This window comes from Gilliamella sp. Pra-s52, assembly GCF_009795805.1.
GTDB lineage: Bacteria > Pseudomonadota > Gammaproteobacteria > Enterobacterales > Orbaceae > Gilliamella.
Genome location: NZ_WTEY01000009.1, coordinates 83,955 through 97,155, shown reverse-complemented (window position 1 = coordinate 97,155; position 13,201 = coordinate 83,955). Strand labels below are relative to the sequence as shown.

Sequence of the window (13,201 nt, the reverse complement as noted above, 5' to 3'; positions counted from 1 at the left end):
GCTCGTCGTCGCTGTTGATAATGTAGCACTCGCCCGTAATTTCATTTTCGTAATCGGCGGGCGTTTGACGTATGTAAATTGGTAGCGTGTATTTTATTGTTATCATGATAAGTTAAGTTCGTTTGGGGAATATTTTATGATGATTTATTTTTGATGTGAAATTTTCGAGAAAATGGTCGCAAAAAGTGTTAGAATATATGAGAACATAATTGAACAACTTATTGATATTTAACGATAAAAAAATCGATAAAAAGCACTGTATATTCTAAGTTATTTTTATAACTAGTTGATTTATAATAATATGTTTTCGGATTGCAAATCCGTCTACCTCGGTTCGACTCCGGGACGCGCCCCCATAAAAATCAATGAATTACCTAACAACTCCTTAAATAGATAATAGCAAGTGGCGGTAAAATGGTGGTTAAAATTTTCCAAAACTTTTTATTGATAGAGTTTTTTTGATTTAACTTACTAAAGTTAATAAACGTTATAAATTTCAGTTTAATTATTTAGCAATTACTTGATTATTAAATAATTATGGTTTGTTTGAGATTTTGATACACCTGTTTATTGTTCACCTAAAATAAAAATATTATTATTAGTTATAACATTAATTATTTTCCCCGCTCTTTTTTATAAGTTAAAAACTGAAAAATATTTCATGCGAAAATCCTGTAGGCGGGTGCGGTGCAGCACGGATTTGGTCACCCGATCGATTTTGTCCCCGATTATTTATTTTTTAATAACCTAGATATAAAAATAGCCAACAGTTCAGATTGGTTGTCGATTTATTTTTGGAATGGCAACACATTTTCAAACAAAAAATTAAGGGGTAAGTGTTTTTTTATTCAACAGGAGGCAAGTAGCCTAACGGAGAATGTAATCGTTTATGATTATACCAGTAGGCATAAGCCGAAAAAGCGCGTTGTAACTCAGTTGTTGATTTGAAACGTTGGCCTTTTACAAATTCCGTTTTAATTGTTTTAAATGTCGCTTCCGCTACCGCGTTGTCATAAGGACATCCTTTCTTGCTTAATGAATGCGTGATATTAAATGTCTTAAAACAATTTTCTAATAACCGATTATCAAACTCTTTACCGCGGTCTGAATGAAATAAATCCAATTTTGATAATGGTTGTTTAATTTGGCTTAATGCCGACATGACAAGCTCTGCAGTTTTATATTTACCAACATGATAACCGTCAATCTGCCTATCGGATAAGTTCACTAAAACACATAAATGGTTCCAACGTTGCTTAACTCGAATATAGGTTAATCCGCAACAACATTATCACCTACGTCAAATTGTCGTTGCAGGTGATTTTCTGTGGCTGTTTTATTCACTTCCGTATGGTGAGATTGATAACGTTTAACGGTGTATTTTAATACTAGAAATAAGGCTTTCATCACCCAAGCAATGTAACGGCGTGACACCCAAATATTCTCTTTTTGCAAATCAAAACGAATTCGTCTTGTCCCATAAGACTGATAGCTCTGATTAAATAGCGTCACGATTTTATCGGCATAAAGCCCTACTGATTTTTGTCTATTCAATTTACACTGATAATAAGCGTAATGTTTTGATAATCCTAAATATTGACATAGTTTTGTTATGTTATAACGATGTCGGTTTGTTTTTAGGATAGCGATTTTCGCCCTATTATCAGTGCTGCTTGCTTTAGAATATCGTTTTCCGTACGGAGCTGTTTAAGTTCTTTACGCAAAGCGATTAACTCTTGTTCTTGTGGACTACGATTATCTTTTGTTTTAAATGAGCCACTTTGGCTTGCTTGCGTTATCCAACGGTCTAGTGCTGATGGTGTCAAATCATATTCTACAACGATTTCACTACGTGATTTACCATGTTGATAAAGACTAACCATTTGGTGTTTAAAATCATCAGTGAATGTTCATCTTTTGCGTTTAATCTTATTCATATTTGTTCCTTTTTAGTTGTGATAAGTTTACATTACCCCTTAAAAAAGTTGTATGATTTAGTGTAGCCGATCCAATAAGCACAAAAAGTGGACAAAAGTCGCCTCTATGATATAAACAAAAATCATAGGAGACAAATATCATGGTCAAAAAATTTAGTATCGAATTCAAACAACAATCAGTGGATTATGCGTTATCTAATGCACACCTTTCTATCAGCGAACTTGCCAACCATCTAGGTGTGGGTAAATCAACCCTAGATAAATGGATTAGGCAACTTTCCCCGAATAAAACCAGCCGTCGAGAGTTAACGGCTGAGCAACAACGGATTATGGCGTTAGAAAAAGAGATTAAAGAACTGAAAATGGCCAATGATATACTAAAAAAGGCGCATGTGTACTTCATCAACAATCCAAGTCGGTGAAGTACGCTTATATGAAAAACCATTTAATCTGCTATCCCGTTACTAGGATATGCTCATTACTTGGTGTCAGTTCATCGGGTTATTATGCTTGGTTAAAAAGAGCAAACAAATCAACCAAACTCAGCGAGTATATCCAAAAGCAGTATTGGCAACATAAAGCCCGTTTGGGTGCGCCAAGCCTGCTTCATGATGCAAGAGAAGCGGGCTATCAAGTTTCAGAAAGGACAATTAGCCGTGTTTTGCAACAATTGGGATTACGGAGTAAAGCAGCACGTAAATTCAAGTATAAAACAGATACGGCTCATCACAATATTGCGCCCAACACGTTAGATAGGCAATTTAACCCTGATAAGCCGAATACGACATGGGTAACCGATATTACTTATATTAAAACGGGTGAAGGTGGGTTATATTTGTCGGTGATTATCGATTTATATGGACGAAAAGTGATTGCTAGGCAAACGAGTCGCTACATAGACCGCCATTTAGTGTGTAATACATTAAAACAAGCCTTATTTCGGCGTCAATTTCCTAAAAATGTACTCATCCATAGTGACCAAGGAAGCCAATATTGCAGCACTGATTTCAAGCAATTATTGTTACAATATGAGCTAAGGCAAAGCATGAGTCGAAGAGGAAACTGCTTTGATAATGCGGTTGTTGAAAGTTTTTTTCATACACTCAAAACACATATTATTCATGACTGTTACTACAAAACGAGGAAACTGGCTAATAAAGCACTATTTGAATATATTGAAATCTATTATAATCGGATACGCCGTCATTCAGCCAATGGCTGGGTATCACCTGAACAATATGAACAACAATATTACCAAAATGAAAAAATGATAGAGGTGGGCACTGTCTAATATTTCGGCGAGTAGCAGGAGCTAAGACGAATTGCACTTCATGGTGTAATCTAGGTTTTTTAGTAAAATCTCTACATAGAAAAACAGCAACCAAGTAGCTGCTGTTTTTTGTAGCTTTTACTATTATTTAATTGCTTTAGCCACGATTTGTTGGGCTTCTTGCTGTAGTGTATTTAAATGTTCGTTGCTTATAAAGCTTTCTGCATAGATTTTATAGGCGTCTTCTGTTCCTGATGGGCGAGCAGCAAACCAGCCGTTTTCTGCAATCACTTTAAGCCCACCAATTGCGGCATTGTTAGCTGGCGCAGTGGTTAGGCATTGGGTGATTTTTTCGCCTGCTAGGCTGTCGGTCGTTAGTTGGCTAGCATCAAGTTTGGCTAGTTTTTGTTTTTCACTAAACGATGCAGGTGCTTGAATTCGTCCGTAATAAGATACGCCAAATTTCGCTTCAAGCTCTTGATATTGTTCTTGTGGGTTTTTGCCCACTTTTGAAGTCATTTCAGCAGCAAGTAGGCATAGGATTATGCCGTCTTTGTCGGTTGTCCAAACTTTGCCATTGGTTCTTAAAAATGATGCGCCTGCGCTTTCTTCGCCTGCAAAGCCGAGTTTGCCGTTGTATAGACCATCTGCATACCATTTAAAACCAACAGGGTATTCTAGGTATTGTTTGTTTAGGCTATTTGCTACACGGTCGATCATTGAGCTTGTAACTAGTGTTTTTCCAATAGCGATATCTTTGTGCCATTGTGGGCGGTTTTGGAATAGGTAATTGACACAAGTTGATAGGTAGGCATTTGGGTTCATTAGTCCTTTTGGTGTGACAATGCCATGACGGTCAAAGTCAGTGTCGTTACCAAAAGCTAAATCAAATTGGTCTTTTAATGTTAACAATCCCGCCATTGCCCAACGGCTTGAGCAGTCCATTCGAATGATTTCATCATGATCTAGGTGCATAAAGCTGAATGTCGGATCGATTTTGTTGTTAACAATATTAAGATTGATACCGTATTTTTCAGCAATTCTAGGCCAATAAGTAATGCCTGCACCACCAAGTGGGTCAACCCCAATTTTTAGTGACGATGATTTGATCAGCGCAAGATCTAAGATGTTTTCAAGGTCGTTGATGTAGTCGGTTTCGTACTCTTTGGTATGAACGTAATTTGAATTTATAGCCTTGTCTAAGGTGATACGTTTTACGCCATTGAGTTTATTTTTTAGTAGTTCGTTAGCACGGTTTTCAATTTGTTTGGTGATGTCAGTATCCGCCGGCCCGCCATTAGTTGGGTTGTATTTTATGCCACCATCCTCTGGTGGATTATGCGATGGGGTAATGACAATACCGTCCGCTAGTTGGGTTTGTTTGCCTTGGTTGTAGGTTAAAATTGCATGTGATATGACAGGCGTTGGGGTATATCCCCAATTTTGTGCGATAACAACGGTTTGTTCGTTAGCGGTAAAAACTTCAAGCACTGATTTTAATGCAAGTTCTGATAGGGCATGGGTGTCTTGACCAATAAAACATGGCCCTGTAACTTTGTTGGCTTTGCGGTATTCCGCAATGGCTTGAGCAACGGCTAATATGTGTGCTTCGTTGAATGTGCCTTTGTTTGAACTGCCCCGATGGCCCGATGTGCCAAATATGACTAGTTGGCTAGCGTTATCCGTATCAGGTTGAATCTGGTAATAGTTATTGCGTAATGTTTCAACATTAATGAGATCTGATGGTTGAGCTAACATTCCTGCACGGCTTTGCTTGGCCATTTTTTTATCCTCTTTCATTAAATATGTTTTTTTATAATAGCTAAAATGTGAACACGTTGTGTGTTGTCACATTTTAGCTTTATTTGTTTTTGTTTTTTCTGTTAAGGTAAGAAAGCGTTAGTAACTTGGTTTATCATAGTTTCAGATATGCCCATGTCACTCATTATCGATTCTACAATATATTGTTTTCTAGCTGTATTTGTGTTGCTAATTACCCAATAAGGTGTGCCAGTAATTTCGCGGGGTTTGGTGTTTTTGCCCGATGCTTCAAGAGACTGTTTGTCTTTAGCTAGGTATTGTCGTTTACTACCATGCAGTGATGTTGCTGCAATAGCAAAAAGCGCTGGATTATAGTTATACAGTGCACTGAGCAATAATATAAAACGGCTGATAATGGATTTTTCGCTTATGAATGTGTCGCTAGTTAATAAATCGTTAAAAAGAGGGTACTGGTTTTCTTTTTTGACGATGGTATTTTGTTTTGCTGAGGTTGATTGGTTTATATTCAATAAACGTCGTAATATACTTGATGCATCTTCACCAATGTGTTTGGTTTGACCAGCAATAAATTGGTATAATTCTTCGTCGATTTCTATCGTTTTCATTGTGTTACATGTGCCTATTAAATTATTTTACGGGACATCCTAAAGCAGGAATTTTGTTAAGATGCGAATCATGAGTCGATTCGTTATTTAAACAATCATTTGATGGTTGTTTAAATTCAACGCTCTCGCTTTTTTGGGGAGCTTGGTTTGCATCATGACAAGCCGTTATCATAACCGATAATATTAATTGAAAAAATAACCGTTTCATATACTCATTGTACGCTGAATAAACTATTGTGCTGAGTATAACCTAACTTAAGCATAAATTGTATTAGCTATTGATAAAATAATGAAAATGATATTGTCGTTTTTTCTTAATAATTTATTCTAAACAAGGTATAATAAAAAGATACCGATATTATATGAGGAATTAATTATGAAAAAAATCGTCACACTAACTATTTTAGCTGCAATTCTATCTGGATGTAGCAATAGTGATATCTATTCTGGCGATGTTTATACCGCTGAACAAGCCAAACAAGTTCAGCAAGTGAGTTATGGTACAGTTGTTTCAGTTCGACCTGTTAAAATTCAAGCTAATAACACAAATGGTAAAAACGAAAATATTATAGGTAGCTTAGGTGGTGCTGTTTTAGGTGGTGTTTTAGGTAATACTATTGGTAATGGTTCTGGCCAAGTTTTAGCGACTGCAACAGGTGCTATTGGTGGTGCAATTTTGGGGGATGTCATTCAAGATAAGACTAGCCAAGCAAGTGCTGTCGAGCTAGAAATCAAACAAGAGAATGGTTCAAACATTGTGCTTGTGCAAAAAGGTTCAGCTAAAGATTTCTTTGCTGGTCAAGCGGTTCGTTTAGTTACTAATGGTAAGCAAATTAGTGCTTCGCCACGTTATAGCAATCAATCAAGATAACCGCTAATCAAAATAATAAATCAAAAGATAATACTTAATTTTGCTCACTTTGATGGTGAGCAAAATGGTTTTTTAGGTATACGATTGTTGTTAGCTTTTGATTATGTATCATAAAATATCCAATCAATAACAAAAATTTGCCTGTCTAAGCACTAACGTATAAACTCAACAAAATTTTTATTCTATTATTTTATTTATTATATTAAAGGAACAGTAAGCCGATGCGTATTTTACATACTATGATTCGAGTTGGTGATTTGCAGCGTTCGATTGATTTTTATACCCGTGTAATGGGTATGCGAGTGCTAAGAACCAGTGAAAATACACAATACAAATATTCATTAGCCTTTGTTGGTTATGGCGATGAGACAACGAGTTCAGTGATTGAGTTAACTTATAATTGGGATACCGATAACTATGATCATGGAACGGCGTTTGGTCATATTGCTATTGGTGTTAATGATGTGGCTAAAATGTGCGATGCTGTTAAGCAAGCAGGAGGCAAGGTAACACGCGAAGCAGGACCTGTAAAAGGTGGTTCAACGATTATTGCTTTTGTTGAAGATCCTGATGGTTATAAGTTAGAGTTGATTCAAAATGATCAGGCTGATCAAGCTTTAGGTAATTAAAGGCTTTTTTATAATATCGCCGATTGAAATTTCGGCGATATTATTGGTGTTTTAATTTAAATCACTACCCAATAAATCTTTTAATAATTGCGGATTAATGGTTGCCTGTTTTGCTTGCTCTAAGCTAGCAGTGGTAATAATTGCACTTAAGGCACTTAATGAGGTGTCGAAATCGTCATTGATAATAACATAATCATATTCGTTATAATGCGAAATTTCGGCTTGGGCTTTTTGCATTCTTTTGGCTATAACACTACTGTTGTCTTGTCCACGTTTTATTAGGCGGTTTTCTAACTCTTTTAGTGATGGTGGTAATATAAAGATGCTTTTTGCTTGAGGCATTTTTTGGCGTACTTGTCTTGCTCCTTGCCAATCAATATCTAAAAACACATTAATTCCTTGTGATAAGCTTTGTTCTATTTCTGCTTTAGATGTGCCGTAATAGTGGTCAAATACGTTGGCATATTCTACAAAAGAATTTTTATCAATTAAGGATTCAAAAAGTTTATGATCCACAAAATAATAATGTTCGCCATGTAATTCGCCTGGTCGTGGCTGGCGAGTTGTATGTGAAATTGATACTTTTGCTTGTTTTGGATTTTGGTTTAAATAAGCTTGAATAAGGCTTGATTTTCCTGCTCCACTCGGTGCAGAGATAATAAATAAAGTTCCTGTATACATAGATATGTTTGCCACGTTGGTTGCTATTGCGTTATTTTATTGTCATTGATATAAATTAAGCGATATTATAACAAAATTTGGTAAAAAAATGTGGTTTATTGTGAGCCAATAAAATAATTTACTGTTTAATATTTTAGGTTATAGGACAGTATGATTGGTTTGCAATATCCACAATATTAATTTATAAAATCATGTATTGTTATTGTTAAGGAATGATTATGTCTTTGACTTTTAAAGATGGTGTTTATGCTTGTATTCCAACTTTATTAGGCTATATTGGTATTGGTATTGCTGCGGGTGTTGTAGGAAAGTCAGCAAATTTATCTGTACTTGAAATTACATTATTGGCTGTGATTGTTTATGCTGGTGCAGCACAGTTTATTATTGCCGGTCTAATGATGGTGGCTACACCTGTTTCAGCTATTATTTTTACTGTTTTTTTAGTTAATTCCCGTCATTTTTTAATGAGCATGGCAACCGCCCCCGCTTTTCGTAGATTCTCATTTTTTAATAATATGGCTATCGGTAGTTTATTAACTGACGAGAGTTTTGCCGTTGTAATGAGTGCCATAGCCAATAAAGTTCCCGTCAATGCTGTTTGGATGCATGGGCTTAATGTAACAGCTTATTTGGCTTGGATTTTATCTTGTTTTTTAGGGGCAGTAATCGGTGAATGGTTACCTGATCCAAACTTGTTTGGTTTAGATTATGCCTTGGTTGCCATGTTTATTGGTTTACTTTATTTGCAACTGATTGGTGATAAAAGCAAAAGTCTTAAAAATCGACTATTAGTAATGTTAACCGTTGCAATTATGCTAATTTTATTAATGCGTTTTGTGTCACCCGAAATGGCGATTTTAATTAGCACTTTTGGTGGATGTTTTATGGGTATGGCTATGGAGCGTGATGCGTGACAATTTATAGTTTATTGATTATTTTAGGGTGTGGTTTAGTCACTTGGTTACCAAGAGTGGTTCCTTTCATGCTGGTTCGAAAGTTTCAGTTACCGAATGTGGTAATTCGTTTTTTGTCGTATGTACCTTTGTGTATTTTGACTGCTTTATTTGTGCAAAATTTATTTGTGGCAAAAGAGGGGCAGTTTCCTGATTTTCATGTGGAATATTGTTTGGCGACCATTCCAACAGTCATTGTTGCTGTGATCACTAAAAACTTAATGTGTATTGTGGTTGCAGGTATGTGTTTTATGGCGTTGATTCGTTATTTTATTATGTAATTTGAACTTATTAATAAATTGCTTTGGTTAATTTTTTATTGTTTGTTAAAACAAAAACAGGGCAGTTGCCCTGTTTTTTTTATGTTTTATTAAGTTCTTTCTTTTTGTTCAAGTTTGTTAATCGATTTTAATAGTTTTTCAGCTTCGCTATTTTGGCCGATTTGATTAAGATAGGTTGCCATCGCTTTTTGATATGTCATATTATTCAATATCGCTCGTGGTTGCGCATGCCACCATTTGGTTAGTGTTTGCGTATCACAGTCAGTTGATAATTGTTTGATTCGGGCAATATAGGCTACCTGTTTAAATTGATCTAGTTGCGATTCATTATAAGCTTTAGCTTTATACATTGCTGGTAATAGATCGATAACCGCTTGATAATCACCAGTTTCGTAATAAAGTTGATCGGCTAATCGTAGCACTTCCACATTACGTGGTTTTTCGTTTAGTAGTTGTTCTAACACGATGCGTGCGGCTGTGTACTCGTGGTTTTTTAGTTGCAATCGAATTTGTACTAATTGAAAGGCAAATATCTCTTTAGGTTGACAGGTTCTAGCCGCTTGTTCTAGCGATTGGTTGGCTTGAATTAATTCATCGTTGTCAATTTGTGCTTGTGCGGCAAGTAAATACGATAAAGTGGTATTTTTTGCCCCTTTGGCACTTTTTGTAAATAACTTTGCCGCTTGTTGATAATCACCTTCTAACAATAAAAATTGTGCTTGTTCAAGACGTTTTATTGATTTTTTAGGTGATTTTAAGCGTAACCAGTTGCCAAGCGTTGTTTTAGAGTTAAATATTTTATTGAAGATACAATAAATTAAATAAAGACAAAGTAAGCCAATTAATTCAAGTATCATAAATGAATTAAATGACATGCTGACACGATAGTTGGCAAATTCAAATACTGCTGAGCCTTGGTGTCCTTGCAATAATGGGCCAAGGAAAAATCCACCTACTAGCACTAAGAAAATAATTAGTATTCTTATCATGATTATTCTCCTATTTTGCCAACATTGAACGAACACGAGTTTGCATTAATTTTTCAAGTTCGCTGATGCTAGTTAGGTTTTCCGGTACACTTTGATTGCTGATTGATTGATTTTGTAAATTATCAAGCTCATTGATAAATGCTTTGACACTTGGTGCGTTACCATCAAAATAAGCATTAACCCAAGTTGCAGTGTCGTTAAGTGCGCGTTGGTAAATTAAGTCTTGGTGTCTTGGCACTGCTTGTGCGGCAATCAATAGGCGGAAACGGATGTTTTCACGTAGGTAAAGTGATTGTTCTATGCTTAATGGTGCTTTTAATATTTGGCAATGGACAATTTGTTTTTCATCTTGACCTGCTTGTTCTAAGCATGCTTTGAAGTTGTTATCTTTATTGTCCTGCTTTTCAATGGTGATAAATTTATCCATAAAAGTCTTAGCACTACTTAATAAATTGCTAGACCAATCGCCGGCTGATGATGTTATTTCGTTCTTTTTATCTTCAGTTGTATTATTTGTATGTACTTGTTGATTGTTATCTGCGTGAGAATTTTCTGTGTTAGTGTTTTCTGTGTTTATGTTCTCGACTTGGACTGCTTTGTTCTCATTTTTATTGGCTGAGTCTTCGCTATATTGTGTCATTCCAAGGTCGATTTCTTGATAATGGCCAACTAGAGGTAATTCGGTAAGGGCATCTGACAATCCAATTAAATTAATAATAATGCCATCAGTATCAACAAAACTGACTTGAGCTAGTGAGTTAATATCTTTACTAATTGCTTGTCGTGCTGGTAATAGGCTAGGATCATCAGCTTGAGCTAGGCTTTCGTCGGCATTTTTAAGTAATAGTCGTGCTGATGTGTAATCTTGGTCATTCCAAATTTTACGCCCCGCTAAATGGACTAAATAATTTGCTTGCGAAATTAACCAAACTTTATGATCTGTGGTTGACATAGCCGCTAAACGCTCGTTGATGTTTTGTAGGCTTTGTTCATTGAGCTTTAATGTGTCATTCACTTGGTTGCTTAATTGTTGTTGTACTTTTTGTTGATCACTAAGTTGACGTTCTACTTGTTGTTCTAATTTGCTGAACTGTTGATTCTGTTTATTAACAGCATCTTCAATGCTGCTGTGTAAATCATTTGTTATGCTCTGCTTGGTTGTTTGTTTTAAATTGGCCAGTTCGGTTTGTAATGTTGAGATGGTCTTTTGTTGTTTTGCAAATTGCTGTTGGCCATAATAAAAACCAAATCCACCTAAGCAAACGGTTAATGCTATAGCTATTATCGATAATTTTGAAACTTTTGTTTTGCCTATATTGTCATTATTACTATTAATGTTTTTGGTTTGGGCTTTCGATTCTACTGCAGGATTGGGTTGAGTGGTTGTTTGATCTTTTTTGTCTTTTTTCATAGTTTCATTCGCTTCATTTTCAATCGCTGTTATTGTTGGTTGACTAAATGAAGTTGTGCTTATTGTTGAAAGTGTCGCATTGGCACCATAATATTTTAACGGCATAAATGACCTCATTTAGATTATTCGAAATTGATGTTGGCATTATGACATAGAGTTAACATTGTTTTAAATAAAATTTGATTATTCGCCCCCGCTATTTGTAAAATATTTTGCCAATTTAATTGTTGTGCTTTTTTTAAAATTCGTTCACTAGTAACAATGAGTTGAGCTTGCTGTTTGTGTTGTTTTTGACAATAAAGCTCAAGTCGCATTAAGTGCTCAACACTGGTAATAATAATGATTTGGCTGTTTATGTTGTTAGCTAAAATATTGTCACAATAGGTTATTGGTTTACGGTAATAACATTCTAGTATTTTAACCTGAGCTTGTTGGGTTATTAATGTGTCTGCTAATAAATTTCTTCCTGAATTACCCCGTAAAATTAGTATGGTACGATGTGCTAGTGCTACGCTCTTTAGTAAGTCTAATAAACCTTCGCTATCTTCTTGTTTAGGGTGATTAACTTTGGTTGTAGTTAGTTGGCTTAATAATTCTGCTGTTTTTTTGCCTATTGCAAAATAGTGCGTATTTGCTGGAAAAGATAAGTCGGGTAAATAGGTTTTGATGGAGTGAATAACTTGTGGCGATAGTGCAATTACAATGTCTGATGGTAAAAGACAATTAAGTTGTTGCTCTAAATCAACCAGTTCAGCTCCGGGTAAAATATCAAATAAAGGAAGGTGAGCTGCTGATAAATTGGCAAAGTTTAGTTGTTTAGCTAGCTCCTCGCCTTCTGGCGAGGGTCTTGTTACATAAATCATTCGCCATTTAATTCCTGTAATATTTTGTCGGCGCCTTGATTTAATAGTTGTATTGCGAGATTGTGGCCAAGTTGTTCTGCATGGTTTGCAGAGCCTTGTAATTTAGCTTTAATTATTTGCATACCATCAATACGTCCAACAAATCCTTCTAAAGTTAAAATATCATTGCTTAGTTGGCTATAGCAAGCAATAGGCACTTGGCAGCCACCTTGTAGCGCTTTGTTCATTGCTCTTTCTGCTTGAATACAAACGCGGCTATTTTTATCATCAAGCACGGAAAGAATATCTAATATTTTTTTATCATCTGTTCGAGTTTCAATTCCAATTGCTCCTTGACCAACAGCGGGTAAAATTAAGTCCGTATCAATATATTGTTTTATTCTATTTTCTAATTCTAGGCGTTTTAAACCGACAGACGCTAAAATAATAGCATCATATTCTTGATTATCGAGTTTAGCTAGGCGAGTACCTATATTGCCTCGAAGATCTTTAATTTGTAAATGTGGATATTTAGCTCTTAATTGGCATTGACGTCGTAAACTTGATGTTCCGATAATGGCACCATCTGGGAGTTCGCTTATGCTTGAATATTTATTTGAAATAAACGCATCACGAACATCGCCTCGTTTGCAAATGGTGGCTAGAGTTAATCCTTCTGGGAACTCGGTGGGAATATCTTTTATAGAATGAACAGCAATATCCGCGTCGTTATTCAATATGGCTTGTTCAAGTTGTTTAACAAATAGCCCTTTGCCACCAATTTTTGATAGGGGGCTGTCTAGCATTATGTCGCCTTTAGTAACCATAGGAATTAATTCCACTGTTAAATGGGGGTGAGCGGCTAGCAATTGTTGCTTAACAAAATTAGCTTGCCATAGCGCTAAAGGGCTTTTTCGTGTTGCAATGCGAATGTTCAATGGAATTTTCCG

Annotated in this window: 15 protein-coding genes and 1 pseudogene; 5 read left to right on the top strand and 11 right to left on the bottom strand. The window is 35.8% G+C overall.

Features of this window, described 5'->3' with window-relative positions; translation table 11 throughout:
- Nucleotides 1-844: 844 nt before the first annotated feature.
- The 3 genes and pseudogenes from GQ594_RS08020 to GQ594_RS08010 form a co-directional block, all read right to left on the bottom strand.
- Nucleotides 845-1,228: an integrase core domain-containing protein gene (locus GQ594_RS08020; protein WP_337189486.1), complete on the bottom strand. Its 384-nt coding sequence runs from the start codon at nucleotides 1,226-1,228 to the stop codon at nucleotides 845-847.
- Between the two features lie 44 nt (nucleotides 1,229-1,272).
- The gene (locus tag GQ594_RS08015; RefSeq protein ID WP_160412063.1) at nucleotides 1,273-1,554 is read right to left on the bottom strand and encodes an IS3 family transposase; all 282 of its coding nucleotides are present in this window, start codon (nucleotides 1,552-1,554) and stop codon (nucleotides 1,273-1,275) included.
- A gap of 83 nt (nucleotides 1,555-1,637) precedes the next feature.
- A pseudogene (locus GQ594_RS08010) lies at nucleotides 1,638-1,895 on the bottom strand (transposase); the annotation flags it as partial.
- A 182-nt stretch (nucleotides 1,896-2,077) separates the two neighbouring features.
- Between GQ594_RS08010 and GQ594_RS08005 the strand changes: the two are divergent.
- Nucleotides 2,078-3,228 (top strand): IS3 family transposase gene (locus GQ594_RS08005; protein ID WP_160412061.1). Its coding sequence is split into 2 segments (ribosomal slippage): nucleotides 2,078-2,324 and nucleotides 2,324-3,228, totalling 1,152 coding nucleotides; the frame shifts between segments, so codons are not numbered across the junction.
- Nucleotides 3,229-3,351: 123 nt separating this feature from the next.
- Here the strand turns inward: GQ594_RS08005 and pgm are convergent.
- The 3 genes from pgm to GQ594_RS07990 form a co-directional block, all read right to left on the bottom strand.
- Entirely contained in the window at nucleotides 3,352-4,989 is a 1,638-nt protein-coding gene (gene pgm, locus GQ594_RS08000) for a phosphoglucomutase (alpha-D-glucose-1,6-bisphosphate-dependent) (protein ID WP_160412060.1), read from the bottom strand.
- Between the two features lie 101 nt (nucleotides 4,990-5,090).
- Nucleotides 5,091-5,594 carry a replication initiation regulator SeqA gene (locus GQ594_RS07995; RefSeq protein WP_160412059.1) on the bottom strand — a complete coding sequence of 168 codons (504 nt, stop codon included), beginning with the start codon at nucleotides 5,592-5,594 and terminating at the stop codon, nucleotides 5,091-5,093.
- A 22-nt stretch (nucleotides 5,595-5,616) separates the two neighbouring features.
- Nucleotides 5,617-5,802, bottom strand: a complete 186-nt coding sequence (locus GQ594_RS07990) for a hypothetical protein (protein ID WP_160401272.1) — start codon at nucleotides 5,800-5,802, stop codon at nucleotides 5,617-5,619.
- Nucleotides 5,803-5,967: 165 nt separating this feature from the next.
- Between GQ594_RS07990 and GQ594_RS07985 the strand changes: the two genes are divergently transcribed.
- Nucleotides 5,968-6,465 (top strand): glycine zipper 2TM domain-containing protein, encoded by a 498-nt coding sequence (locus tag GQ594_RS07985; RefSeq protein ID WP_160412067.1) that lies wholly within the window; start codon nucleotides 5,968-5,970, stop codon nucleotides 6,463-6,465.
- A gap of 221 nt (nucleotides 6,466-6,686) precedes the next feature.
- Complete coding sequence (gene gloA, locus GQ594_RS07980) at nucleotides 6,687-7,094, top strand: lactoylglutathione lyase (protein ID WP_160401271.1); 408 nt, start codon at nucleotides 6,687-6,689, stop codon at nucleotides 7,092-7,094.
- 51 nt (nucleotides 7,095-7,145) lie between these two features.
- Here the strand turns inward: gloA and gmk are convergent, their stop codons facing one another.
- Nucleotides 7,146-7,775: a guanylate kinase gene (gmk, locus tag GQ594_RS07975; RefSeq protein ID WP_160412058.1), complete on the bottom strand. Its 630-nt coding sequence runs from the start codon at nucleotides 7,773-7,775 to the stop codon at nucleotides 7,146-7,148.
- A 218-nt stretch (nucleotides 7,776-7,993) separates the two neighbouring features.
- Between gmk and GQ594_RS07970 the strand changes: the two genes are divergently transcribed.
- The gene (locus GQ594_RS07970; protein ID WP_237398392.1) at nucleotides 7,994-8,689 is read left to right on the top strand and encodes an AzlC family ABC transporter permease; all 696 of its coding nucleotides are present in this window, start codon (nucleotides 7,994-7,996) and stop codon (nucleotides 8,687-8,689) included.
- Nucleotides 8,686-9,009: an AzlD domain-containing protein gene (locus GQ594_RS07965; RefSeq protein WP_160401269.1), complete on the top strand. Its 324-nt coding sequence runs from the start codon at nucleotides 8,686-8,688 to the stop codon at nucleotides 9,007-9,009. Before GQ594_RS07970 ends, GQ594_RS07965 begins: the two co-directional genes overlap by 4 nt.
- An 89-nt stretch (nucleotides 9,010-9,098) precedes the next feature.
- On the opposite strand, the gene GQ594_RS07960 is transcribed toward GQ594_RS07965, so the two are convergent.
- The 4 genes from GQ594_RS07960 to hemC are packed head-to-tail and all read right to left on the bottom strand — an operon-like array spanning nucleotide 9,099 to nucleotide 13,189.
- Nucleotides 9,099-9,998, bottom strand: coding sequence for a heme biosynthesis HemY N-terminal domain-containing protein (locus GQ594_RS07960; protein ID WP_160412057.1), 900 nt, complete (start codon nucleotides 9,996-9,998; stop codon nucleotides 9,099-9,101).
- A 10-nt stretch (nucleotides 9,999-10,008) separates the two neighbouring features.
- On the bottom strand, nucleotides 10,009-11,514 hold the full coding sequence (locus tag GQ594_RS07955) for a uroporphyrinogen-III C-methyltransferase (protein ID WP_160412056.1): 1,506 nt from the start codon (nucleotides 11,512-11,514) through the stop codon (nucleotides 10,009-10,011).
- Between the two features lie 17 nt (nucleotides 11,515-11,531).
- Entirely contained in the window at nucleotides 11,532-12,272 is a 741-nt protein-coding gene (locus GQ594_RS07950; protein WP_160412055.1) for a uroporphyrinogen-III synthase, read from the bottom strand.
- On the bottom strand, nucleotides 12,269-13,189 hold the full coding sequence (gene hemC / locus GQ594_RS07945) for a hydroxymethylbilane synthase (protein WP_202112523.1): 921 nt from the start codon (nucleotides 13,187-13,189) through the stop codon (nucleotides 12,269-12,271). Before hemC ends, GQ594_RS07950 begins: the two co-directional genes overlap by 4 nt.
- Nucleotides 13,190-13,201: the final 12 nt, after the last annotated feature.